The organism is Bradyrhizobium sp. (assembly GCF_016213215.1).
Lineage (GTDB): Bacteria > Pseudomonadota > Alphaproteobacteria > Rhizobiales > Xanthobacteraceae > Bradyrhizobium.
This window is the reverse complement of the sequence record NZ_JACRAW010000158.1, coordinates 14,783-39,705: the sequence shown is the minus strand read 5'-3', so window position 1 is coordinate 39,705 and position 24,923 is coordinate 14,783. Positions and strand designations below refer to the sequence as shown.

The following is a 24,923-nucleotide window of genomic DNA, read 5'->3' as shown; positions in this document are numbered from 1 at the left end:
CCGCGGCGATAAGTTCCGGGTCTGGCGGTAGCGGAATGTATTCCTTGGCGCCGGCATGGATGGCGGCGACCGCGGCGCGAGCGTCGTTCGAGATGCCGCAAGCGACGATCGGCACGCAAATGTGCTCGGCTTCGAGCCGCAGCACCAGATCGCGGATGTCGAGTCCGACGTCGACCAGCAGCAGGTCGGCGCCCTTGCCGCCGCGCAGCACCCGCATGGCCTGATCGAGATCCTCGGCGTGGGTAACGGTCGCACCGTTCTCCATCGCGATCTTGGTGGCGGCTGTGAGCTGGCCCTTCAAGGTGCCAACGATGAGAAGCCTCATGTCACTCTCCTGTGCGTCCGTTCGCGCTCATGGCGCGTTGTCCTTCAATCTCAGCTGCGTTCCGACTTGATGATTTCCGTCATGGTGACGCCGAGCTTGTCTTCCACCAGCACCACCTCGCCGCGCGCGACCAGCCGGTTGTTGACGTAGATGTCGATGGCCTCGCCGACGCGCCGGTCGAGTTCGAGCACCGTCCCGGGACCGAGCTTCAGGAGCTGGCCGACGTCCATCTTCGAACGGCCGAGCACGGCCGATACCTGCACCGGCACGTCGAACACGGCTTCAAGATCCGCGGCAACGCGCGCCGTCTGCTCCTCTTCGTTGTACGCCACGTCGTCCGTGTTGCCCGGTGCTAAGGGTGCGTTCAGATCGGGCAGCGGTACCTGGCCTTCGGTGTCGCTCATGATCCACTCCCCATGGCTGCGGTGTCCGCGTTGCGGGACGCCATGTAGCGTCCCACAAGCTCGTCGATCTTGGCGTCAATCGCGCCTCGCTCCAGCACGATGCCGCCGTCGGCCCATTCGATCCGGCAGTCGCCGGTCGCGATCTCCGGCTCGGCCAGGATCACCAGCCGGCCTTCGAAGCCGCTCTGTTTCGCGAGCCGCTCGATCTTTTCGCGCGCGTTCTCGTAAAGGGAATCATTGATGCGGACCACCAGGTGCGGGGTGGTGACCAGATGCGAGAAGCAGTCGCGAATCAGCGCCGTGATCTCGCCGAGCGGCTCGGCCGCAATCAACTCGGCGCACAACTTGCGCGCGACGGCAACCGCGACCTCGACGGCTTCGGTCTCCATCCGGCCTTCCACCCCGGAAATCCGCGCGGCGATGCCCTGCATGCCGATCCTGATCTCCTCGAGCGCCAGCGCTGTCCGGCGGTCGCTCTCCGCTTTGGCCTCGCGCTGTCCTGCGTCGAAGCCGTCGCGATAGGCGCGTGCTTCGGCGGCCGCGACCTTCTGCGCGACTTCCGCCGCCATAGCCGCCTGTTCGCGCGACTTGTCGGGTGCGGAGAAGTCGTTGTCGAAGAGGAACTTCGCGGGTGCGGCCATCAGTACACCAGTTCGTCGTCGGCACGGTTCTTGGACAGCATGATTTCGCCCTTGGCGGCGAGGTCCTTGGCGAGGTTGACGAGGAGAGCCTGCGCCTCGTCGACGTCGCGCAGGCGGACCGGGCCCATGGCCGCCATGTCGTCCTGCAGCATCTTGGCGGCGCGCGAGGACATGTTGCTGAAAAAGAAATTGCGCACCTCCTCGTTGGCGCTCTTGAGCGCCACTCCGAGCTTGTCCTTGTCGACATGGCGCATCAGGGTCTGAGCCGAGCCGGAGTCGAGCTTGACCAGGTCGTCGAAGGTGAACATCAGCGCCTTGATGCGCTCGGCCGAGTCCCGGTTGTCTTCCTCGAGCGCCGTGATGAATCGGGTTTCGGTCTGGCGGTCGAAGTTGTTGAAGATTTCCGCCATCACCTCATGGGCGTCGCGGCGCCTGGTCTGCGACAGGTTCGACATGAATTCGGTGCGCAGCGTCTGCTCGACGCGCTCGATGACCTCCTTCTGCACCGCTTCCATCCTGAGCATGCGGTTCACGACGTCGAGCGCCAGCTCTTCGGGCAGGATGGCAAGGACGCGCGCGGCGTGCTCCGGCTTCAGTTTCGACAGCACCACCGCGACGGTCTGGGGGTATTCGTTCTTGAGATAGTTGGCGAGAACCTCCTCCTGAACGTTGGAAAGCTTCTCCCACATGTTGCGGCCGGCGGGGCCGCGGATTTCGTCCATGATGCCGGTCACCCGCTCCGGCGCCAGGTGTTGCTGCAACAGCCGCTCCGTGGCGTCGAAATTTCCCATCAGGGCGCCGGAGGCCGACATCCGCGAGACGAATTCGAGCAGCATGTCCTCGACCACTTCGGCTTCGACGGTGCCGAGCGACGACATCTCGAACGAGATCTGGCGGACTTCTTCATCGTCGAGCATGGACCAGATCTTGCCGCCATATTGGTCGCCCAATGCCAGCATCAGGATCGCGGCACGCCTGGAGCCGGATATCGGTTCGCTCTTGGCACGGCTGCTTTGACGGGCCCCGAGCGTCGCTATGACGCTGGTGATGTCGCTGGAATTGGCGGTCTGCGGTACGGCGGACATCTCAGATCACTTCGCGGGTTCGGCCAGCCATTGGCGGATGATGGTGACGGTTTCGTTGGGATTGCGCTCGGCCAGTTCGCCCACGCGGTGTACCGACTGCGCGTGGACCTGGCCCTGAACCTGGGCGACATCGATCATCTGCGCAGTGGCGTTGCCGTGGGCGAGCGACGCCTGGGCGGCGGGGTTGGCCGAATGGCCGCTCTCGTCGATGATTGCCGGCATGTTCCGCGCGGCGGTGAGGGCTGCCATTTCGTCGGCAGCGAGGATGCGGCGGACCAGCGGCCGGATCACCATGAACATCACCACAAGGCCGAGCAGCACCATCACGCCGAGCTCGATGACGTACATGACGTCATCCTTGGTGAACTGAAGCATCCCGAGCAAGCCGGTCGGCTCGGCAATAGGGGGGGCCGCGGGCGCTTCGGCAAAGCGAAGATTGACGACCTCGACCTGGTCCCCGCGTTTCTGGTCGAAGCCGATCGCGGAGCGCACCAGCGTCGCGATTCGGTCGAGCTGCTCCTTGCCGCGCTCCTGGTAGACCAGATCGCCCTTTTCGTTCTTGGCATAGATGCCGTCGACCAGCACGGCGACGGAGATGCGGTTAACCCGGCCAACCTCGGTGACTTCGGTCTTGGTGGTGCGGGAGATCTCGTAGTTGTTGGTCTCTTCGCTCTTCTTGCTCTGATCGCGCGCGGCCTGAGGGTTGGTGCCGGGCTGGTTGCCCGGCAGTTCGTTGTTGACCGTGACCTGGCCGTTGTTTTCCGCCGTGACGCTGCTTTCCTCACGCGTCTGGCTCGAGCGCAGCACGCGTCCTTCGGGATCAAAGCGGTCGGACGTCTGCGTGATCTTGTTGAAGTCGAAATCGGCGGACAGCTGGACGCGGGCCCGGCCGGCGCCCACCACCGAGGACACGATGTCTTCGACCTGCTTGCGCATCCGTTTCTCGAAGGTGGCGCGGCGTTCGTCGCCGATGCTCTGGTCCGGATCGCTGGCTGCCCCGTCCGCCAAAAGCTGGCCGGCTTCGTCGACGATCGAGACCCGCTGCGGCTTCAGCCCGTTCACCGCGGAGGCGACGACGTGCCGGATGGCGCGAATCTGCTGCGGCTCCAGCGCGCCCCTCACCCGGACCACGATCGAAGCCGACGGTTCGGGCGCTTCGCGCGCGAACAGTGGCCGCTCCGGCAGTACCAGATGCACCCGGGCAGCCTGGACGCGGTCGATGGCGCGGATAGTGCGGGCAAGCTCCCCTTCCAGGGCGCGCAGGTGGTTGATGTTCTGGACGAAGCTCGTGGTGCCCAGCGCGTCGGACTTGTCGAAGATCTCATATCCGACGCCGCCTCCCTTGGGCAGGCCGCCCTCGGCGAGCTTCATGCGCAGACGGGTGACCTTGTCCTTGGGCACCATGATGCTGCTGCCTTCATTGCGCAGCTCAAAGGTGATGCCCTGGCGCTCCAGATCCTTGATGATGCTGGAGGAATCCTCGATGCTGAGATCGGTGAACAGCGTCGTCATCTGCGGGGTGGTGACCCGCATGATGAGAAACGCGAAGAAGCCGATCAGCGCGGCCGAGACCGCGACCATCGCGCCCATGCGCGCCGCGCCGAGACTTTTCAAGAAGTCCAACAGACCTTGCAAGCCACTGCCCCGAAGATTCGGCCGAGCGGCCGACTGGGCAATTATTGCCTAGGTGATAGTTTCCATATGGTTAACGAAGGTTAAGGGATCGCGCCAAAGCGCGAAAAATGGAAAAAATCGGCATCGCGGGGCGATGCCGATTTTCATCAAACTGGGTATTTCCGGGAGCCTTACTGCCGGTACTGCTGGATCCGGGTAGTACGCAGACCCGCAAGGCCATGCTGGTCGATGGAAAATTGCCAGGACAGGAATTCGTCGACCGTCAGCGTATAGCGGCTGCAGGCCTCTTCCAAGGAGAGGAGACCGCCGCGGACTGCCGCGACCACTTCGGCTTTACGGCGAATGACCCACCGTTTGGTTCCCGGCGCGGGTAGGTCCGCGATCGTCAACGGGCTGCCGTCGGGCCCGATGACGTATTTCACCCTCGGGCGATGGGGTTCTGTCATGGCGTACTCACAAACTCTCAACCACTGAACTCACATCACCACCCTAAGTCAGGCGGCTTAAAATTTGGCTAAGCCTAAGGCTTCAATACAAATCTCCTTGAAAACGCCAGGAACAGCGCGATTTGAGCTCGATCGAGCCGAGTGAAAGGCCGGCTCCTCGATCAATCGAGCGCGCCGCGGGAGGGCGGTGCCGTCAGCCCACGATGGCTTTGACCTGGCTCACGGTGTAGCTCTGGCCGTTGATCATCAAGAGCGGCGGGGACTGGGTCAGATCGACCGAGCTGACGGTGCCCTGGATCTGAGTGGCTACACCTACCGACGTGCCGGAGGAGTCAACGGCACTGGCGGTAAGCGTGTACTTGCCATCCGGCAATTGAGTCCCGTCATTGCCCTGGCCGTTCCAGGTGAAGGGCTGGCTGTCGCCCGCGTTCGCGCTGTACTTGCCGGTGAACACAGTCTGGCCGCTGCTGTTGGTGATGGTGATGTTCACCGTCGAAGCGCTCTTGATGTTGAGCTCCCAGGTCGCCTTTGAATTGCTGAGCGCGGTGGTCGAGCCGTCGACCACGGCCGTCTTGCCGACGAAGCCCAGGGCCTGCGTGGCCTGGACTGCCTGCTGCATCGCCACCAGCGTCTTCAGTTCCTCGTTGGTCTTGAGCTGCTGCTCGACTTGGGCGAACTGCACGAGCTGCTGGGTGAACTGGTTGGTGTCCAGCGGATCGAGCGGGCTCTGATTCTGCAGCTGGGTGGTCAGCAGCATCAGAAAGGTCTGGAAATTGCCGGCCAGCGTGGTGCCGGTCGTCGAGTTCAGGCTCGAGTTGGAGGAGCTCGAGGAAGTCGGCGTCGTTCCCGAGACGACTCCAGGGGCCGTTACTGCTGCGGTGGTTGCCATGTCCGTACTCCTCAGACTCTGATATCAATGCCGCCGCTCGAACCGAGCATGCGACCGTAATTGCGTCCGGCCACCGCGGCGGGCACCGCCTCGTCCTCGGTGATGATCAGGCGGCGGGCGTTGCCGCTGTTGTCGTTGCCGTTGTTCTGTCCGGACGAGGATTGATCGCGCAGGCTGAACTGAAGGCCGTTGCTTCCGGTCTTCAACCCGGCATCGTCGAGTGCACGTTGCAGCTGGGGCGCGTCCTGCTGCAGCATGGCGAGAGTCTCCGGTTTCTCGACCGTCAGGTGCGAGATGATCTGGCCGTTGCGATCCACGGAGATGCGGACGTCGATGCGGCCGAGATCGGCGGGGTCGAGCCTGACGTCGAAACGAGTCTTGCCGCTGCGCACCGAGGCGGCGATCTCGATCGGCAGCCCGCTGAGCGGCACCGCGGAGGTACCGGGCGTCGCAACCCCCAAGGTCGAGGTTGAAGCGGCGGTGGTCGTTGCCACGGACGAAAGCTGCGGCTGCATGGTCGAAGTGGCCGGCATGCCCGCGTCGGATGGGCTGTCTGTCGCCACGGTCATCGAAACGTGATCATGGCCAGGGGCGGCGAATGAGGCGGTCGACGGCGCGCCGTCCGACGCCTGGGGTTTCACGGCAACCAGGTCGGTGTTGCCTTGTCCCTTTGCGCCGGAAGGACCCGGTGAGGCGTCCGGCGTTGCGGCTGCCGCAGGGCTTGCCGGTCCGGCGTCGGCTGACGCCGGCTCGGCGGTTGAAGCATCCGACCCACTCGCAAGATTTGCTGGCGACACTTTGGTGTGACTCTTGGCCGCACTCTTGACCGGTGTGGGCTGGATCGGCGCATTGGCCGCACCATTCGACGCCGCCTCGGCGTTCACAGCGTCAGTTTGCGGAGCCACATCCTGCTTGGCTCCTGCCGCCGCGACGATCGCGCTTGCGTTGGTCTGGACCGCCGGCTTTGTCGGTGCCGTAACGTCGACCGCCGGTGCCGGAGCGGTGGTTTCAGCGGTTGTTGGCGCGACTGCATCCGGGTCAGCTTTGGCCGGCGTCGGGGAGGTCAACTGCGCCGCGGTCGACGCGCTTGCCGCAAGGCCGGCGGCCGCAATGGCAAGCGGGGCGTTCGAATTGGCCGCAGCCTGACTCGCATCGGTCGGCACCACGGCTGGCGGTGCAATGACGACGGCAATCACCGCAGCCGTCGGATCCGGCGTGGCGGGCGAGGTGGCATCCTGCTGGGTGGAGTCCGTTGCGTCCTTCGATCCCGAAACGGAAGGGTCGATGTTGACCGTCACGGCCGCCTTCAGGCCCTCCGGCTTGGATGCGTCCGATTTTGCATCAGGCTGCTCAGATTTGGCGGAGTCCCCATTATTGGAGTTGGCCGACGGCGTGGAAGCTGGGGTATCGGTCGTCTGGCTGTCGGCCGCGGCCTGATCAGCTGACCTGCTGTTGGAGGCGCTCTTGTCCGGGGCCGACGAACGGCCGTCGGCTCGCCGCGGCGCTGAGCTTTGGTCTGCTTGATTGGTGGGAGCGGGCGCTTTTTCGGCAGGGAGATTGCTATCGACCAGCGCGGAAAAATCGGCACGGCCCTGCCCCGGTTCGGACCGGGTAGACTTGGGCGCGGCCTGGAACGACAGGCTTGCGGCTAATTCGGAGGTAACGCTGAACACGGATTGTCCCCTGCAATAGACTTGGCAGAAGGGGAGCAAGGACCAGGCCACTCTCGAATAATAAATTATGTCGTAGATTCAGTGACTTAGTTTTTGGCCGGGAGGTCTCCGAGTCCTCCTTTTCTGCCTGCCGGCAAGATTTGCCGCGGTCCAGCAAAACCCCGCGGTACGATTGCTTCGTGGAAATACGGCCTATATTAAAGAGCAGCAGCCGTTTTCGACCGGGCAAGCCGACTCCGGAACCGCCTAGGTTCCGTGCGCCGTCGGCTTTTCCCAAGAAGGGCTTTCTGATCGTGGGAGGAAACGCGATCGCACCAGTAACCGGAACCATGCTCAACAGTCTGGATCTTGATGGCCGTCCTCAGGACACACGGGTCGTCGTCGCGATGTCGGGCGGCGTCGATTCCTCGACCACGGCTGCCCTGTTGAAGTCCGAAGGTTACGACGTCGTCGGGATCACGCTGCAGCTCTACGACCATGGTGCCGCGATCCATCGCAAGGGCGCCTGCTGCGCCGGCCAGGATATCCATGACGCGCGGGACGTCGCCGCGCGGATCGGCATCCCGCATTACGTCCTCGACTACGAGGATCGCTTCCGCGAACAGGTGATCGACAATTTCGCCGACAGCTATGCTTCCGGCGAGACGCCGGTCCCGTGCATCGAATGCAACCGCGCGATCAAATTTCGCGACCTGCTCAAGACGGCACGGGAGCTCGGCGCGGTGGCGCTCGCCACCGGGCATTACGTGGCGTCGCGCCGCCTTTCCGACGGCTCGCGCGCGCTGGTGTGCGCAGCCGATGCCGAGCGCGACCAGAGCTATTTCCTGTTCGCAACCACGCGCGAGCAGCTCGACTATCTGCGATTTCCGCTCGGCGACATGACCAAGGCCCAGACGCGCGAGCTGGCGCGCCGCTTTGGTCTTGCGGTGGCCGACAAGCACGACAGCCAGGACATCTGCTTCGTACCGACCGGACGTTATACCGACATCATCACCCGATTGCGCCCGAACGCGATGGACCCCGGGGAAATCGTCGACCTTGATGGCCGCGTGCTGGGCCAGCACCAGGGCATTGCGAATTTCACCGTCGGCCAGCGTCGCGGCCTCGGTATCGCTTCCGGAGCGCCGCTTTATGTCGTGCGCCTGGAAGCCGCGACCCGCCGCGTCGTGGTTGGCCCGCGTGAGGCGCTGCGCATGAATCGCATCATGCTGCGCGACGTCAACTGGATCGGTGATGGCGATATCGATCGCGCGATCGGCAACGGCCTCGAGATCTTCGTCCGTGTTCGCTCGACCCGCGCGCCGCAGCCGGCCTGGCTGCGCGGCGGCAACGGCCAATACGAAGTCGACTTGATCGCGGGCGAGGAGGGGGTCTCCCCCGGCCAGGCTTGTGTTTTCTACGATGCGCCCTCAGGACAGGCGCGCGTGCTCGGTGGCGGCTTTATCCATAGCGCTGACGCCAGACGCGTGACGTCCGATCGCGCAACGCGGCCACTCGTCGAGGCGGTGCGCGGCTAGAACTGGTTGGGGCGGGGCATGGCATCGGATATCGACCGCGCGGGGGTCGAGAAGGCGTATGGTCGCTGGGCGCCGGTCTATGATCTCGTCTTCGGCAAGGTCTTCGACCAGGGTCGTCAATCGACTATCGAAGTAGCCGACAGGATCGGCGGCCGGATTCTCGACGTCGGGGTCGGCACCGGACTTTCGCTGTCGGATTATTCGCGCTCGACCAGGCTGTGCGGCGTCGATATCTCCGAGCCGATGCTGCGCAAGGCGCAGCAGCGCGTGCGCTTGCTCAAGCTGACCAATGTCGAGTTGCTTGCGGTGATGGACGCCAAGAACCTGGCGTTCGCAGATGGCTGCTTCGATGCGGTGGTCGCGCAGTATGTCATCACCGCGGTGCCCGACCCGGAAGGAACGCTGGACGAATTCCTTCGCGTCTTGAAGCCGGGCGGGGAACTTATCCTGGTCAATCACATCGGAGCGGAGAGCGGACCGCGCCGCTTGTTCGAGCTTGCCTTTGCTCCGTTTGCCAGGCGCCTCGGCTGGCGTCCGGAATTTCCATGGGCCCGCCTGGTGAACTGGGCGGCAAAACATGGCGGTGTCAGCCTGGCCGAGCGCCGTCCGATGCCGCCGATGGGCCATTTCTCGCTGATCCGCTACCGCAAAACGTAATCCTTTTGGCGGGAACCGCTGGCGCCAGGATTCGTTTTCGTCACATGCGGATGAAATCCTACGTGCTGTTCTCATGTATGCTGATGGCGGCCTCGCCTGCCGCGATTGCGCAGGCGCCGCCGGCACCGGCCACTCCTCCGACCCAGACCGCTCCGCCTGCGCCGCAGCGATCGAGCGAGTGTACGCCGACGCAGCCCAACCCGCCGCACGGCACCATCGTGCCGGAGGGGACAACCACCGGGCAGGCGCAGGAATCGCTTGGCGACAAGCTGGCGAGGTCGGACGGCGTGCTGTGCCCGCCGGCCGGGATCGATCCTGAAATGCGGGCGCCGGCGCCGGACGTCGGCAGGACGCCGGTGATTCCGCCGCCCGGCAGCCCCGGCGGGGATCCCAACGTCCGGCCGAAATAGGATCCGGTTTACAGGGACTTGGGAAGGGCACGCGGTTTGCTTGACAGGCCGTTGACCGGCTCCTTATATGCCGCGCGTTCGAGCGTGGCCGACCGGCCCTCTCCCTCGAACGATGTGGCGGGGTAGCTCAGCTGGTTAGAGCACGGGAATCATAATCCTGGGGTCGGGGGTTCGAGTCCCTCCCCCGCTACCAGTTAGAGCCGCAAACAATTCAAGATATTCAAGATATACGCAGTTTGATGTGGCGCGCCGAAGCGGGTCACAGGCTTGCCTCCCGCGCCAAACATGTTGATCGTGCCGGCCCGATGCACGAATTCTGAGAGCACGGCATGAGCCTGTTCGTCTTGCGGCGGCTTCTGACCTTGTTGGCGACGCTTGCCGGCGCCTCGCTGATCATTTTTCTGGTCCTGGATGCTTTGCCCGGCAATGCCGCGCAGATGTTGATGGGCGCCGACGCATCGCCCGATGCGGTGCGGGCGCTCACCATCAAGCTCGGCTTGGACCAGCCGCTCGTCAATCGATACCTGAACTGGATCCGCGGCATGGCCGTGGGTGATCTCGGAAACAGCTATGCCTATGGCACCTCGGTTGCCGAACTGATCGGGGAGCGGCTGACGCTCACGGTTCCGCTCGCGATCATGTCGATGCTGATCACGGTAGTGCTGGCGCTGGCGGCGGGCATCTACACGGCCGCCAATCACAACAGGCTGGGCGACGTCGGCGTGATGTCGCTGACCCAGATCGGGATCGCGCTGCCTAACTTCTGGTTCGCCATTCTTCTGATCCTGCTGTTCTCCGTGAAGCTGCAATGGCTCTCCGCCGGGGGATTCGCCGGATGGGACGAAGGCATCTGGCCCGCGATCCGATCCCTCCTGCTGCCGGCCATTTCGCTCGCCGTCGTGCAGGCCGCTATCCTTGCGCGAGTCACGCGCTCGGCCGTGCTCGAGGTGCTGCGCGAGGATTTCGTGCGAACCGCCCGCGCCAAGGGCATAAGCAAGCGCGGCGTGCTCTGGCACCACGTGCTGCGCAACGCAATGATACCGGTGATGACGGTAATGGGCCTGCAGTTCGCCAACCTGCTGGCGGGGACGATCGTGATCGAGAACGTCTTCTACCTGCCAGGTCTCGGCCGGCTCATCTTCCAGTCGATTGCCAATCGCGACCTGATCGTGGTCCGCAACTGCGTGATGCTGCTGGCGGCCATGGTGATCATCGTCAACTTCGTGGTCGATGTGCTCTATGCCTTCATCGATCCGCGGATCAAGGTTCACGACCTATGAGCGCCCCACTGACCGCTCCAGCGGGCGTTGCGACCGCAACACGGAGATCGCAGGCCGCGGCAGGTTTTTGGCAGCGTGCGCTGCGCCATCGGAGCTTCGTGGCGGGAGGCGTGCTGAGCCTCCTGGTTCTGTTTGCCGCGGTGCTGTCGCTGGTCTGGACGCCGTGGTCGGCCTATGAGCTCGACATCGCGGCCAAGCTGCAGCCACCCTCCGCAGCGCACTGGCTCGGCACCGACGCACTCGGCCGCGACATCGTCTCGCTGCTCCTGGTCGGCGCGCGATCCACCATCCTGGTCGGTGTCATCGCCGTCGGCATAGGCTTGACCTGCGGAGTGTGCCTCGGCCTGATCGCTGCGGCGTGCAAAGGCTGGGTGGAGGAGATCATCATGCGGATGACCGACTTCACCTTCGCATTTCCCGCCGTGCTCTCGGCGATCATGCTGGCCGCCGTCATCGGACCGGGGATGGTCACCTCGATCACGGCGATCGGCATCTTCCAGATTCCGATCTTCGTCCGGGTGACCAGGGGATCAGCCAATGCGATATGGGCAAGGGAATTCGTGCTGGCTGCGCGGGCGTCGGGCAAGGGCAGCTTTCGCATCACCATCGAGCACGTGCTGCCGAACATCCTTTCAGTGCTGATCGTGCAGGCCACCATACAATTCGCGCTCGCGATTCTCGCGGAAGCGGCCCTGTCCTACCTTGGGCTCGGGACGCAACCGCCGCAACCGTCGTGGGGACGCATGCTGAATGATGCCCAGAGCCTGCTGTTCCAGTCGCCGAGCCTGGCTGTCTATCCCGGGGCCGCGATCGCAGTCGCGGTGCTGGGTCTCAACCTGCTGGGAGACGGGTTGCGTGACCTGCTCGACCCTCGGCTGGCGCGGGAGCGCTGAGTGGAGAGCGGATCCGCACACGTGCCCCTGATCGAAGTCGAAAATCTCGGTGTTACGCTCAACACCAGCCGCGGTCCCGCGCAGGCCGTGCGCGCGGTCGGCTTCTCGCTCAAGCGCGGCGAGACGCTGGGGCTGGTGGGCGAATCCGGATGCGGCAAGTCCGTCACCGCGCTTGCGTTGATGGGCCTGCTGCCGGACAGGGCCGTGGTGAGCGGCAGCATCCGGCTGGACGGCCGCGAGCTGGTGGGGCTGTCGGATGCGGAGTACTGCGAGCTGCGCGGCAACCGCATCAGCATGATTTTCCAGGAGCCGATGACCGCGCTCAATCCCATGCACACGATCGGGCGTCAGGTGGCCGAACCGCTGCGGCGCCACAAGAACTGCTCGGCGTCCGAAGCGCGCAAGGAGGCCGTAGCCTTGCTCGATCGCGTCGGCCTTCCCGACGCGGCGAAGCGCGTCGATGCCTATCCGCATCAGTTCTCCGGCGGCCAGCGCCAGCGCATCACCATTGCCATGGCGCTCGCCTGCGAGCCTGACCTGCTGATCGCCGATGAGCCGACTACCGCGCTCGACGTCACGATCCAGCGGCAGATCCTCGACCTTATCGACGATCTGGTCGCCGAGCGCGGCATGGCGATGATCCTGATCTCGCATGATCTCGGAGTCATTGCCGAGAACGTCCAGAAGATGATGGTGATGTACGGCGGCACCGTCGTCGAGAGCGGGGCGACGGATGCGGTGTTCACGCGCATGGGGCATCCCTATACGCAGGGGCTGTTTCGCGCGCGCCCACGCCTCGGGGCGAGGAAGGGGACGCGGCTGAAGACGATCGCGGGAACTGTTCCTGAGCTGGCCGATCTGCCGGCCGGCTGCACCTTCGCCGACCGCTGCAGTCTGGTCGAGAGCCGTTGTCGCGCTGCGCTCCCGGGCGCGGTGGAAGTGGGAGGCGGTCATCGCGTGCGCTGCCTGAGGACGGACGTTTCAATGGCGAGCCCGGCAGGGGATCTTCCCGCATGATCATGCCGGACCAAACTCCATCCGTATCCGCGCCGCCGCTCCTCGAGGTGAAGGATCTCGTGCAACGCTACGTGCTGCCGCGCGAGAGCGTGTTCCGCCCGGCGGGGCAGGTGCTCGCGCTGAATGGGGTGAGCGCGCAGGTCATGCCGGGTCGGAGTCTCGGCGTCGTCGGCGAATCCGGCTCTGGCAAATCGACATTCGCCCGTCTCGTGATGGCGCTGGAACGGCCGTCGTCGGGATCGGTATCGCTGCTCGGCCGTGATCTCAACCGTATCTCGGCCGCGGAGCTTCGCCGCGCCCGACGGGACTTTCAGATGGTGTTCCAGGACCCGTATGGATCGCTGGACCCTCGCCAGACGATCGCGCGCATTGTTTCCGAACCGCTTACGGCGCTCGGTCGGCTGGATCGCACTTCGCTTCGCGAGCGTGTCGCGACGGTGCTGAGACAGGTCGGGCTGCGCGAGGCGGACATGGACAAGTTTCCACACGAATTCTCCGGAGGGCAGCGGCAGCGCATCGCGATTGCCCGCGCCTTGATCACCCAGCCGAAACTGATCGTGGCCGACGAGCCGGTCAGCGCGCTCGACGTTTCGGTGCAGGCGCAGGTACTCAACCTTCTGGAGGATCTCCAGGAGCAGTTTGGACTGAGCTACATCCTGATCAGCCATGATCTCGCGGTCGTGGATTATCTCTGCGACGAGATCGCAGTCATGTATCTGGGCAGAATTGTCGAGCAGGGCCGGCCCGAGGACCTGTTCGACCAGTGCGCCCATCCCTATACGCGAGCCCTGCTCGAGGCCGTTCCGCGCGCCCGCGCAGGCGGGGTACGCCGCCGTCGCACCGCTCCTGCGATCGTCTCGCAATCGGTGGGCGCGGCCGGATGTCCCTACGTTTCGCGGTGTCCAATGGCCGACCAGCGTTGTCGCGACAACGCGCCCGCGCTACGCCGTGTCGGTGCGACACATCTCGCCGCGTGCCACCAGGCAGAGGCGGTGATGTCGCTGCCGCAGCCGTCGCTGGACGGGGATTAGCCTGCGCTGCGGGATTGGCGTAGATTGGCAACGTAACAAGTCCGGGGGAGTACGCCCATGTTCAAGAAGTTATCCGTTCTCGCACTCGCTGCCGCTTTTGCTGCGCCGCTGCCGAGCCTGGCGCAAGGCAAGAAGGACAGCGTGGTCATAGGCATGGGGCTGGAGCCGCCCGGGCTAGATCCAACCACGGCCGCAGCGGCGGCCATCGCCGAGGTCACGCTCTACAACGTCTATGAGACGCTGACCAAGATCAACGAAGACGGCTCCGTGTCGCCCTTGCTTGCCGAGGGCTGGCAGGCTTCACCCGATCTGAAGACGTACACGTTCAAGCTCCGTAAAGGGATCAAATTCCAGAACGGCGAGCCGTTCGATTCCGCCGCGGTGAAATTCTCGTTCGACCGCGCCGCGGCACCGACGAGCACCAACAAGGACAAGAGCCTGTTCAAGAGTTTTGCATCGGTGACCGCCCCTGATGCAGACACCATCGTGGTCGCTCTGACGTACTCGGAACCTAACCTGCCGTTCCTGCTCGGGCAGGCGCCCGCTTCGATCGTCGAACCCAAGAGCGCGCCTACCGATGCCACGCAGCCCGTCGGGACGGGGCCCTATACGCTGGGCAATTGGGCCAAGGGATCTTCGATCACCCTGAACAAATGGCCCGACTACCGCAACGCCGCAGCGATCAAGCTCGGCAAGGTGACCATCCGCTTCATCAGCGATCCGTCGGCGCAGGTAGCCGCCCTCCTGTCGGGCGATGTCGATGCGTTCCCGAGAGTCGCGGCTGCGCGCAGCCTCGCGCAGTTCAAGTCGGATCCGCGTTTCACCGTGCTGGTCGGCGGCTCGAAGGCAAAGACGATCGTCGCCATCAACAACAAGAAGAAGCCGCTCGACGATGTGCGCGTACGCCGGGCGATTCTCGCCGCCATCGACCGCAAGGCCATGATCGATGGCGCCGTCGACGGGTTCGGCACTCCCATCGGCAGCTTCTACACGCCGGGATCGCTGGGCCATGTCGACACCACCGGCATCAATCCCTATGACCCCGAGAAGGCGAAGAAGCTGCTTGTGGAAGCCGGCGTCGCCACGCCGCTCGAGCTGAGCCTGAAGCTGCCGCCGCCGGCTTACGCGCGTCAGGGCGGTGAAGTTCTCGCGGCCCAGCTCGCCAAGGTCGGCATCCTCGCCAAGATCGAGAACGTGGAATGGGCGCAGTGGTTGTCGCAGGTCTTTACCGGCGCGCACAACTACGACCTGACCATCGTGTCGCATGTCGAGCCGTTCGATCTCGTGAAGCTGACGGAAAGCGATTACTATCTCGGCTACAATTCCCCCGCGTTCAATGAGCTCTACAAGTCGATCATGGCAACCCCGGGCGAGGGCGATCGCGCCAGGCTGCTCGGCGACGCGCAGCGCATGCTGGCAACCGACGCGATGGCCGGCTTCCTCTTCCAGCCGCAATGGATCACCATCACCAGCAAGCGGCTGAAGGGCGTCTGGAAGGAAGTCCCGCAATTCGAGAACGACTTCTCCGCCTGGTCCTGGGAATAGGCGTCCCCCATCGGAAGCGGAGGTTCGAATCCTCCGCTGCCGTGTCGCCGACGAGAAGATCTTGCTCTGCAGGTACGAGATGTCCCTTAAAGTCGATCCCATCACGCGGTCCGTCGTTCAGCATCGGCTGAGCTCGATCGTTGCGGAAATGGGCGAAGCGATGCTTCGCACGTCCTATTCGCAGATTCTCAACTCCAGCCGCGACTTTTCGCTGGCGCTCTTCGACGTGCAGGCACGGTTGATCGCGCAGGCCGATCACATTCCGGTTCACGTCGGCGCGCTGCCGTGGGCGACGCGTGCGGTCGAGGCGCGCTTCAAGGACGTCGCGCCCGGCGACGTCATCCTGATGAACGATCCCGATCACGGCGGCAGCCACCTGCCCGATCTGACCGCATTCGTACCGATCTTCGACGGCGGGCGACGGCTGTTCTGGAGCGTGGTGCGCGCTCACCAGAGCGACATCGGAGGCGCAACGCACGGCGCCTATAATCCGAGCGCTACCGAAATCTGGCAGGAAGGACTTCGCATTCCGCCCATCAAGCTGTACGAGGCGGGCCGGCTGCGTGACGACATTCTCGACATGCTGGCGCTGAATGTGCGCGATCCCTATGATTTTCGCGGCGATCTCGCTGCGATGATCGGCGCGGCGCACATGGGCGAGCGGCGGATGGCCAAGCTGTTCGCCGAATTCTCCGCTCCTGTCGTCGAAGCGGCGATCGAATCCATTCTCGACGCGGCCGAGCAGCAGACGCGCGCGGTCGTGTCGACCTGGAAAGACGGCGTGTTCCATGGTGAGGCGTTTCTCGACGACGACGGCCATGGTCGGAGCGATATCAAGATCGCGGCGAAGGTCACCAAGACCGGCAGCAATATCGAAGTCGACCTGTCGGACTCGGATCCTCAAACGACGAGCTTCGTCAATTCGTCGCACGCCAACATGCATGCTGCCGTCGTGATGGCATTCGCCTATCTGATCGATGCCGACATTCCCAAGAATGCGGGAGCGTTGCGGCCCCTCACCGTGAAGGCAAAACGGGGCACTATCGTGTGGGCCGACCCCGGGCGGCCCGTCACGCTGTGCACCAGCCATCCGTCGAACGAGATCGTGGAAGCCGTGATCAAGGCGCTTGCGGCCTCCTGTCCGGACCGTGTGATGGGCGGCTGGAGTCGCCGTTTCCGTATCGCAGTACAGGGCGAAGACCCGCGCACCGGCCGCACCTTCATATGGCACATGTTCCAGGCCCGCCCCGGCGGCGGCGCATCGTCCGGCGGCGACGGATGGTCGTCGATCGGCGAGTGGCACACGGTCGGCGGTCTCAAGTTCGGCAGTCTCGAAGTTGCCGAAGCGCGCTTCCCGCTGCTGTTTCGCAACCATGAATTCCGCCCGGATTCGGGAGGCGACGGTCAGTTCCGCGGCGGTCTCGGCGTGGCGCTTGATCTCGTGTTCGAAATCGAGAAGCCCGCGCTTGGCAACACGGCCGGCGACGGCGCGCGGCACGGATCGTGCGGAATGCTGGGAGGCAAGGATGGCGCACCCCACCATTACCAACTGCTCTCGGCCGGCCGGCCGCTGCGTGTGTTGCGCACCAAGGAGGTCGGGATCGAGATTCGGCCTGGGGACTGCCTCGAAGTTCGCTCGGCCGGCGGAGGCGGATGGGGGCCCCCGGAAAAGCGATCGCCCGAGGCCCGCAGTCGCGATCTCGCGCAAGGGCTCGTGACGCCTGAGGCAACGGCAGGGGTGGTTCGGTGAAAAGGTTCACGATCGGCGTTGATGTCGGTGGCACCTTCACCGATCTGGTCGCGATCGACGCCAGCGGGCGCACCGTGTTCGCGAAGTCGCTCTCGACACCGCAGGATCAATCCATTGGCGTCATGGCCGGGCTCGACGAGCTCGCGCTGCGATTAGACCTTTCGCGAAGCGAGATGCTGGCCGCGACGCAACGGCTTGTTCACGGCACGACGGTTGCGACCAACGCACTATTGGAGCGCAAGGGCGCCAAGGTCGCCCTGCTGACGACGGAGGGGCACCGCGACGTCATCGAAATGCGCGAGGGGCTCAAGAACAACCGGTACGACTTGCGCTCACCACCCCTGGAGCCGTTGGTGCCCCGCGAGCTTCGCTTCGGCGTGCGAGAACGGCTGCGGCCGAATGGCGAGATTCTGACGCCGCTCGACGAAGCTTCGCTCGGCGAAGCCATCGCGGCAATCCGGAATTCGGGCGCCACCTCGGTTGCCATTTGTTTTCTCCACTCCTACCGCAACCCGGCGCATGAGATCACGGCGGCCGAGCGTCTGGCGCACGAACTTCCCGACGTGAACGTGTCGCGCTCGAGCGATGTGCTGCCGCAGATCAAGGAGTACGAACGCGTCTCGACCACGATCGTGAATGCCTATGTCGGGCCGAAGGTCCGTCATTACCTGAAAGGCCTGGAGCGGCGCCTGGCGGAGGCCGGCTTTGGGGGCAGCCTGTTCATCGTTCTGTCGCATGGCGGCATGGCCCCGGTCGAGGAGGCGGCAAGGCTCGCCGCGGCGACAGTTCTGTCCGGTCCGGCGGGCGGCATCTCCGGCTCCCGGCGCTGTGCTGAAATGCTCGGCATTCCCGATCTCGTGCCGTTCGACATGGGGGGAACCAGCACCGACATTTCGCTGATCGCCAATGGACAAGCATCGCTGTCCGCCGATGGGGGACTGGCCGACCAACGCATCGCGCTGCGCAGCCTCGATATCGGCAGCATCGCGGCGGGCGGCGGCTCCATCGCGAGCGTCAATTCCGGCGGCATCTTTCGCGTCGGCCCCGAAAGCGCCGGCTCGATGCCGGGGCCGGCCTGTTACGGCAGCGGCGGCATGGCGGCGACGGTCACCGATGCCAATGTGATCCTTGGCTATCTCGATGCCGCGGCATTCATGGGCGGCCGCCGCCCGCTGGATCGGAGCGCGGCGGAGGCGGCTGTCGATCGCGTTGCCGTGTCACTCGGCATTTCGCGGACGGAGGCCGCTGCGGGAATCTATCGCCTGGTCAACCTGAAGATGGCGGACGGCATCCGGATGATGACCCTGCGGCGAGGCGTCGATCCCCGGCGGTTTGCGCTCTTGAGTTTCGGCGGCGCCGCCGGATTGCACTCTGCCGAGGTGGCGCGTGAACTTGATATCGGCCGGATCATCGTGCCGATCGAGGCCTCGGTGCTTTCGGCGTGGGGCATGCTGATGAGCGACCTGCGGTACGAGGTGAGCCGAACGCATTTCGAGACCGGTGCGCGCACGACGGCGTCCGATGTGCGTGAGATCTTCGCCAGCCTCGAACGGCAGGCTGCCGATCGGCTCCGCTCGTGGTTCGACGGGCCGATCGCGATCGAACGTTCCGCCGAGATGCGTTACGGGGAGCAGATCTTCGAGATCGACGTGCCGCTGAGCGACATCGATCTTGGCTCGACGTCGCTGGTCGCCGATGTGGAAGGACGGTTTCATCGTCGGCACGAAGAGCTCTACACCTATTCGTCGCCCGACCAGGAGGTGGTGTTCGTCAATGCGCGCGTCGCCGCCGTCGGTGCGGTGTCCCGTGCTGAAAAGGGCGATGGGTCGGTCCCGCCGGCCTCGCCATGCGCTCCTGTCGGAGCCCGGCAAGCATTCTTCGGCGAATGGCGCGAGGTGCCGGTCTACGCCTTGGAGAATTTGCGCCCAGGTCATTTTCTTGAGGGCCCTGCGATCGTCGAAGCCGAAACGACGACCGTCGTCATCAACAGGGGCGACCGCATCAAGGTGAACTCGCTGGGTTGGCTCGACATCCAGCTCAGGACAGCAGGAACGCAATAGATTAGTCTTCACCGCACCCGCTGCCCGCAACCAATCCTTGGCCGGCCAGACACCTGACAGTTTATGCTGCCGCGGCCTTCGTCTCCCGTTCGGCGTCGCGACGCAGGTCATCGAGGCAGCGGATCACCTCGGTTGAGGCCGTTTCGAGCACGTTCAGGAGCTCCAAAGCCTTGTCAACGTCGCCGCCGTTGTAGGCCCGCGCCGCAGCCACGCCGCTTTCATGAACCACGCGATGGTGGACGGCGAGCTCCTTGAAGGCGGGAAGCTCGCGGAATGCTGCTGCATCAGGGCCAAAGTACCATTTCCCGAGCCGGCAGGTGCGATCGCTCGCGAGCGTATCCGGATCGAGCTTGGCCAAGCCCATAACCAGGTCGGTCACCTTCTTCTTCCAGGCGATGTGATCGGCCTTGGCAACGAGCAGTATCTTGTTGGGAATGTTGAGGCTCGCGAGCGCGTTCAGCAAGCCGTTCATTTCGCCTTCGAGCTGGCTGAGCGCTCCCTTGCTCTTTTCGATCGCCGAAGCATTGCTGTCGGAGCGGGTCGCGACATTCTGGATGCCGCCGGAAATCTCGCGCGCGGCGGTTGACTGCCGAGCCAGCGTGCTCGACACGTCGCGCATGTTGTCGCTCGTTTCCTTGACGAGATCGCTGATCCCGTCCATCCTTCCCTCCATCGCCTGCATCGCCTGACGCACCTCCGCCAGGGCAGTCGTGCCCGAGCGCATCGCGTCGACGATACCGGACATCTCCTGGCGCAGGTTGTCGACCAATTCACCGATTTCGACCGTCGATTTCGCGGTCTGTCCGGCTAGGCTCTTGACCTCGCTGGCAACCACGGCGAACCCCCTGCCTGCGTCGCCGGCGCGGGCCGCTTCGATCGTTGCGTTAAGGGCGAGCAGATTGGTTTGCGCCGCAATGGATTCGATCGAGGCGAGAATATCCCCGATTGCTTCAGATGCCTTGGAAAGTTCCTCGGCCCGCTTTGCCGCCAATTCAACCGTCTGGCCGAGACCGGCGAAATGCTGCATGGCCGACTGCATCACGGAACGACCCTGATCCGTCACCTGCTGTGCCTGATCCGACAACTCGGCGGTTCTCTTCGCGCTCTCGTTGATGCTTTGCATGCCGAGGACCATGTCGTCCGTGGCCGAAGCCATGCCCTGGGAGTCGTCCCGCGCCTTGCGGATTCCGGATACGATATGGGCGTTGGCCATATTGCTTTCGTTGACGGTCATCGCGATCGTTACGGCTTCCTTGAGCATGTCTTCCGAGAACAGCGCCAGGCGCTGATCGATCTCCTCCATGCGCGCCAACGTGACGTTGATGGCCTCGCCGTAGGCGACGAAGTCGCCGCGAAAGCCCTTGAGCTGAACCTTCCGGTAGAAGCGCTTGTCCGCAGCGGCGGCCATCACCGCCTCGACCTCCTTGCCGAAGGACTCCACCTGATCGAGCATCCGATTGATGTCGTTGAGGAGGGCGCCGATGTCGCCGCGGCCGCGGATATTCTTCACGCGATCCCGCAGGTTTCCATTGGCCGCCGCCGATATTGCCGTGGACGCCTTCTTGACGCTCGCGCTGGTTCCGCGAAGCCTCACCCAGGCAAGCGCCGCGGCACCACAGCCGATCGCTGCGAGCACCGCAACCGTGGTGTCGCCGCCCCGGATGGCCAGGAAGGCGGCTGCACCGGAGCCGCAAGCACTGAGGAGAGTGGCCAGCGACGCGCGCTGCAGGGATGAAAGATTGAGCCTGTCATAAACCCAGGACAAACCGAGCATAATCGCCTCCGCGTTTGTCAATCATCCCGCACAACATTTCCATCGAGGCCTCAAGACCCTCCTTGCAGTTCGCGTGACGGTCTTCTTCGGCAAACAACGTCCCGTAGATCGGCCCGATGATCGATAACGCCCGCTTTTCGGCGGCGCGGCGGCTCGAATGAAAGCCGATCAGATTTCGAGTCCCGTCGTACTCCGGCGTTACATGGGCGAAGACCCAGTAATGGTCGCCGTTCTTGGCGCGATTGAGCAGGTAGAAGAAAGCCTCGCTGTGCTTTTGGATCGTATCCCACATCAACTTGAACACGCAGCGGGGCATGGCCGGATGCCGGATGATCGAGTGGGGTTTGCCGATCAGCTCTCGCTCGCTGTAGCCGGCGACCCGCATGAAGACGTCATTGCCGTAGGTGATCCGACCCTTCAGGTCCGTCTTGCTGACCACGAACTCGTCGTCTCCGAAGCGGCGCTCGACGCCGGTCAGGAATGGGAGCTTCATGTCTAACCTCCACAATGCGGTCTGCAACGCCGTGAGGGGCAGCGACTGGGAACAGCGGAGTCATGCTCTCGAACCATGTGTCCGAGGAGCTGGCATACGAATCGTTGCTTTCGATAGTGATACCCCTTGTCATCAGGCTAGATGCGGCGGCCTAACAAATTCATAAAACGTGCGTTATGACTTGAAGAAAACGTATGGTTGAGTGCGCGGTTTGCGGTAAGACCATACAGAAGACTTGTCCGAGGATGAGTTCCTCAGCGCCAGCAACAAGCCGGAACGAATCCCGTCCGGCTCGAAAAAGAGCTCAGGGCGAGTACCGGCGGCATGTGAGCCCATTCCGCTTGGCGGAGCAGCGGGGCGCGCCGGAAAGTCTGCTTGTCGGCCGATCGCGGCTCGATCCGATCGTGATGTGCTGGGCTTCAGACGCGGTTGTAGCGTCCAAATCCCGTCCTTCATCGTTGACGATTGGCCCTCGTCGGCACAAGATTTGGTCCAAGCATAACAATGATCCGCCTGAATGGCCGAAATCACCGTCCGTCGCAGGTTTGTTTCGCAGCGGACCGGCGCCCCTTAATTGAGGGGCGATCAGAAGATTGATCCGGCGAAAACGCGATAGAAGGGCCGGGCGGGGAGGAAAACGAGAACCACTGGATGAATACGACTTTGGAGGCTGGAACGGGCGACGATGCCGTGCTCGCCCGTATCGTGGAACGCTGCGGGCCGGCCGCGGTGGTGCCGGCTGCCGAGACGGCGACGCGGGCGTTGAACCTGCGAGGCGACACCTTCGCCCCGCTCCCGCTGATCCGCCCTGGCAACACCGCGGAGGTCGCGCTCGTAATCCGGCTCGCCCGCGAGGCGGGGAAATCGATCATTCCCGTCGGTGGCGCAACCGGCCTCGTCGATGCGCTGCGATCGGCCACGGGACGAGAATGGTACCTGTCCCTGGAGCGTATGCGCCGGATCGAGCGCATCGAGCAGGATTCGCGCGTCGCCGTGGTCGAGGCCGGGGTCGTGCTGCAAACCCTGCAAGAGGCTGCCGCAGAACGCGGTCTGCTCTTTGCCGCCGATCTCGGTGGGCGCGGCTCGGCGACCGTCGGCGGGATGATCAGCACCAATGCCGGCGGCGAGCGCGTGCTGCGCTTCGGCATGATGCGCGAGCAGGTGCTTGGGCTCGAGGTGGTGACGGCGGGCGGCGAAGTTCTCGACCTCATGGCGGAGGTGCTGAAGAACAACGCCGGCTACGATCTCAAGCAGCTCTTTATCGGCAGCGAAGGGACCCTCGGTATCGTCACCCGTGCGGCGTTGCGCCTGCGGCCGGCTTTTGCCGGTCATCATTGCGCGATGCTCGGCATCGATCTCGACCATCTGCCACGGGCGCTCGCGTCTCTGGAGCGGGGGCTGGGCGGCACGCTCTCCGCCTGCGAACTGATGTGGCCGGAATTCATCGAACTGATGACCGATGGAGCGGATGCGCCGCACCGGAGGCCGCTCGGGACGCGCTGCGAAGCCTATCTCCTGGTCGAAGCCGAGGGCGGCGATCCGGAGGGCGATCACAAGCGCTTTGTCGAGGTGCTTGAGTCCATGCTGGAAGGAGACATCATCCGCGACGCCACGGTGGCGCAGTCGGAAAGCGAGCGCCAGGCGTTCTGGGCCATCCGCAACGACATCCCGAGGCTGGCACGCGTGCTGGGTGGGGCGGTCGGCTTCGACGTCAGCGTCCCGATCGCCACCATGGCGGCCTATGTCGCGGAGCTGCGCGCGGCCGTGGCGCAGGAGTGGCCGCAGGCGCGCGTGGTCGTGTTCGGGCACGTTGCCGACAACAACCTCCATGTCGCAGTAACGCTCGGACCCGAGACCGAAGCGCAGGCAAAGCGCATCGCCGATTGCGTCTACCGAGGCGTCACGGCGCGGCGCGGGTCGATCTCCGCCGAGCACGGCATCGGCCTGCAAAAGCGCGATGCCCTTCATGCCCGGCTGCCCGCCCCGGTGCTGGCCCTGATGCGCCGGCTCAAGTCCTCGCTCGACCCGGACGGCGTGCTCAATCCGGGCAAGGTAGTTTAGGAGTCTTGCCATGTCCCGCCTCTACACCGACGAGCAGCTCGACGGGATCGCAAAACCCTTCGAGGATCATGCCATCGAAGCGCTTCGGCGCGGCGACCTTGAGCGCGTCAAGGAACTGCTGGCCGAGATGAAGAACGGACCGGCCGGGTTAGATGCGCTGTCGGGCCACACGCTCGCGCGCAAGGCCGCCAAGCTGCGCCGCGATTTCGGCGAGGAAGAAGCGCTGAAGCAGCTCAAGCGGATCGGCGCGCAGCTCATGCGCACCTGGGCGCGGCAGTACCTCGAAGGTGATGAGCGCGGCGCGATCGCCGATCTGGTTGCCGTCTTTCGCGAACAGACCGGCGCGAAGCTGGCGCCGCTTGCGGAAGACGACGACAAGGTCGTGCTCGATCTTGCCCCCTGCGGCAGCGGCGGCAAGCTCGAGCGGCAGGGTCTGCCGCAGAAACACCCCGACTGGTACGGCGGCTGGAGCGATGGCGTGAGTTCGTTCTGCCAGATCTGCAAGGCCTGCCAGGGGGCGCTGAACGGATCCGTCGGTGCCGATGTCTGGACAACCGAAAAGGGCCCGAATGGCGCATGCAGGTTGACGTTCAGCAAGCGCCAGACGCGGGGACAGGAATTGTTCAAAGCGGATGAGCGCGAAACCATCGTCAAGACCCGTGTCGAGCGGGCGCGCGAAAAGCTGGAGCAGGGTGAAACCGACATCGAAGGTCTGTTGCAGGGCCAGCGCAAGGACTGGAAGCCGTGGCACGATTTCGGGCTGGTCATGCTTGAATATTTCTACGGCGTTGCGCTGGAGAAGGGCGGCCCCGACTATCTGCAGGAAGTCCTGGAGCAGACCTATGCCCCGGCATTCAATGCGGGCTTTCCGCGTTATGCGGCGATGAGCGACGACGAACTCGTGCGCGAGATCGCACGCACGTGGAACTACCATTGTGCCGATTTCACGCTATCGGAGGAAGACGACCGCTTCGTATTCCGGCTCGATCCCTGCGGCTCGGGCGGCCGGCTGTTCCGCGGCCAGATGTGGCGCGACATGTTCCATTACGGCGAACCGCTTTCGCCGATCATGCCGAACGCGCACGACATCAATTTCAACCGGGCCGACGCGCCGGCCTATTGCACGCATTGCGCGGCATCGAACCGCGCGCAATTGCAGGACGCGCTGTCGCCGAAGACCCCGCTGTTCTTCGTGATCGACGGCCACGCGCAGCTCAAGCCCGGCATGCCCTGCCGCGTCTTTGCCTACAAGAAGAGCTGCGTACGCGAGAACATCGATCCCGCGCTGTTTCGCGAGATCGGCCTGACGCCGCCGAAGGAGAAAGGCGCGTGACCGC

At 64.3% G+C, this 24,923-nt stretch carries 21 protein-coding genes, 1 tRNA gene and 1 pseudogene; 13 read left to right on the top strand and 10 right to left on the bottom strand.

The genetic code is table 11. The features are described from left to right. From HY852_RS26175 to HY852_RS26140, 8 genes and pseudogenes are all read right to left on the bottom strand, one after another. Positions 1-325 (bottom strand): annotated as a pseudogene (locus HY852_RS26175) (sigma-54-dependent Fis family transcriptional regulator); the annotation flags it as partial. Between the two features lie 50 nt (positions 326-375). Beyond that, on the bottom strand, positions 376-729 hold the full coding sequence (gene fliN / locus HY852_RS26170; RefSeq protein WP_291607825.1) for a flagellar motor switch protein FliN: 354 nt from the start codon (positions 727-729) through the stop codon (positions 376-378). Then, entirely contained in the window at positions 726-1,370 is a 645-nt protein-coding gene (locus HY852_RS26165; RefSeq protein WP_291607824.1) for a FliH/SctL family protein, read from the bottom strand. Before HY852_RS26165 ends, fliN begins: the two co-directional genes overlap by 4 nt. Then, positions 1,370-2,455, bottom strand: coding sequence for a flagellar motor switch protein FliG (gene fliG / locus HY852_RS26160; protein ID WP_291607823.1), 1,086 nt, complete (start codon positions 2,453-2,455; stop codon positions 1,370-1,372). The genes HY852_RS26165 and fliG overlap by 1 nt, the downstream gene beginning before the upstream one ends. 6 nt (positions 2,456-2,461) lie before the next feature. Continuing rightward, complete coding sequence (fliF, locus tag HY852_RS26155) at positions 2,462-4,090, bottom strand: flagellar basal-body MS-ring/collar protein FliF (protein ID WP_291607822.1); 1,629 nt, start codon at positions 4,088-4,090, stop codon at positions 2,462-2,464. Between the two features lie 170 nt (positions 4,091-4,260). After that, a complete protein-coding gene (locus HY852_RS26150; RefSeq protein ID WP_002714638.1) occupies positions 4,261-4,536 on the bottom strand; it encodes a DUF1153 domain-containing protein in 276 nt (91 codons plus the stop codon). 193 nt (positions 4,537-4,729) lie between these two features. Further along, positions 4,730-5,425, bottom strand: a complete 696-nt coding sequence (locus HY852_RS26145) for a flagellar hook capping FlgD N-terminal domain-containing protein (protein WP_291607821.1) — start codon at positions 5,423-5,425, stop codon at positions 4,730-4,732. 11 nt (positions 5,426-5,436) lie between these two features. Then, positions 5,437-6,723, bottom strand: coding sequence for a flagellar hook-length control protein FliK (locus HY852_RS26140; protein ID WP_291607820.1), 1,287 nt, complete (start codon positions 6,721-6,723; stop codon positions 5,437-5,439). Positions 6,724-7,427: 704 nt separating this feature from the next. Here HY852_RS26140 and mnmA point away from each other — a divergent pair. The 11 genes from mnmA (at position 7,428) to HY852_RS26085 (ending at position 19,258) form a co-directional block, all read left to right on the top strand. Next, positions 7,428-8,615, top strand: coding sequence for a tRNA 2-thiouridine(34) synthase MnmA (gene mnmA / locus HY852_RS26135; RefSeq protein WP_291607819.1), 1,188 nt, complete (start codon positions 7,428-7,430; stop codon positions 8,613-8,615). Positions 8,616-8,633: 18 nt separating this feature from the next. Then, positions 8,634-9,272, top strand: coding sequence for a class I SAM-dependent methyltransferase (locus tag HY852_RS26130; RefSeq protein WP_291607818.1), 639 nt, complete (start codon positions 8,634-8,636; stop codon positions 9,270-9,272). Positions 9,273-9,316: 44 nt separating this feature from the next. Beyond that, a complete protein-coding gene (locus HY852_RS26125) occupies positions 9,317-9,682 on the top strand; it encodes a hypothetical protein (protein WP_291607816.1) in 366 nt (121 codons plus the stop codon). A gap of 116 nt (positions 9,683-9,798) precedes the next feature. Then, a tRNA-Met gene (locus tag HY852_RS26120) sits at positions 9,799-9,875 on the top strand. A 136-nt stretch (positions 9,876-10,011) separates the two neighbouring features. Further along, a complete protein-coding gene (locus HY852_RS26115; RefSeq protein ID WP_291607815.1) occupies positions 10,012-10,962 on the top strand; it encodes an ABC transporter permease in 951 nt (316 codons plus the stop codon). Continuing rightward, positions 10,959-11,855, top strand: coding sequence for an ABC transporter permease (locus HY852_RS26110; RefSeq protein ID WP_291607814.1), 897 nt, complete (start codon positions 10,959-10,961; stop codon positions 11,853-11,855). The genes HY852_RS26115 and HY852_RS26110 overlap by 4 nt, the downstream gene beginning before the upstream one ends. A 21-nt stretch (positions 11,856-11,876) precedes the next feature. After that, on the top strand, positions 11,877-12,872 hold the full coding sequence (locus tag HY852_RS26105) for an ABC transporter ATP-binding protein (RefSeq protein WP_291607813.1): 996 nt from the start codon (positions 11,877-11,879) through the stop codon (positions 12,870-12,872). Continuing rightward, positions 12,869-13,903 (top strand): ABC transporter ATP-binding protein, encoded by a 1,035-nt coding sequence (locus HY852_RS26100; RefSeq protein ID WP_291607812.1) that lies wholly within the window; start codon positions 12,869-12,871, stop codon positions 13,901-13,903. The genes HY852_RS26105 and HY852_RS26100 overlap by 4 nt, the downstream gene beginning before the upstream one ends. Positions 13,904-13,960: 57 nt before the next feature. Then, positions 13,961-15,448, top strand: coding sequence for an ABC transporter substrate-binding protein (locus HY852_RS26095; protein WP_291607811.1), 1,488 nt, complete (start codon positions 13,961-13,963; stop codon positions 15,446-15,448). A 79-nt stretch (positions 15,449-15,527) separates the two neighbouring features. After that, the gene (locus tag HY852_RS26090) at positions 15,528-17,198 is read left to right on the top strand and encodes a hydantoinase B/oxoprolinase family protein (RefSeq protein ID WP_291607810.1); all 1,671 of its coding nucleotides are present in this window, start codon (positions 15,528-15,530) and stop codon (positions 17,196-17,198) included. After that, positions 17,195-19,258, top strand: a complete 2,064-nt coding sequence (locus HY852_RS26085) for a hydantoinase/oxoprolinase family protein (protein WP_291607809.1) — start codon at positions 17,195-17,197, stop codon at positions 19,256-19,258. Before HY852_RS26090 ends, HY852_RS26085 begins: the two co-directional genes overlap by 4 nt. 61 nt (positions 19,259-19,319) lie before the next feature. On the opposite strand, the gene HY852_RS26080 is transcribed toward HY852_RS26085, so the two are convergent. Together HY852_RS26080 and HY852_RS26075 are read right to left on the bottom strand one after the other, a co-directional pair. Beyond that, positions 19,320-21,032 carry a methyl-accepting chemotaxis protein gene (locus HY852_RS26080; RefSeq protein WP_291607808.1) on the bottom strand — a complete coding sequence of 571 codons (1,713 nt, stop codon included), beginning with the start codon at positions 21,030-21,032 and terminating at the stop codon, positions 19,320-19,322. Continuing rightward, positions 21,007-21,525, bottom strand: coding sequence for a PAS domain-containing protein (locus HY852_RS26075; RefSeq protein ID WP_291607807.1), 519 nt, complete (start codon positions 21,523-21,525; stop codon positions 21,007-21,009). Before HY852_RS26075 ends, HY852_RS26080 begins: the two co-directional genes overlap by 26 nt. 651 nt (positions 21,526-22,176) lie before the next feature. Here HY852_RS26075 and HY852_RS26070 point away from each other — a divergent pair. Together HY852_RS26070 and HY852_RS26065 are read left to right on the top strand one after the other, a co-directional pair. After that, on the top strand, positions 22,177-23,586 hold the full coding sequence (locus tag HY852_RS26070) for an FAD-binding oxidoreductase (RefSeq protein WP_291607806.1): 1,410 nt from the start codon (positions 22,177-22,179) through the stop codon (positions 23,584-23,586). Positions 23,587-23,596: 10 nt separating this feature from the next. Then, complete coding sequence (locus tag HY852_RS26065) at positions 23,597-24,919, top strand: hypothetical protein (protein ID WP_291607804.1); 1,323 nt, start codon at positions 23,597-23,599, stop codon at positions 24,917-24,919. Positions 24,920-24,923: the final 4 nt, after the last annotated feature.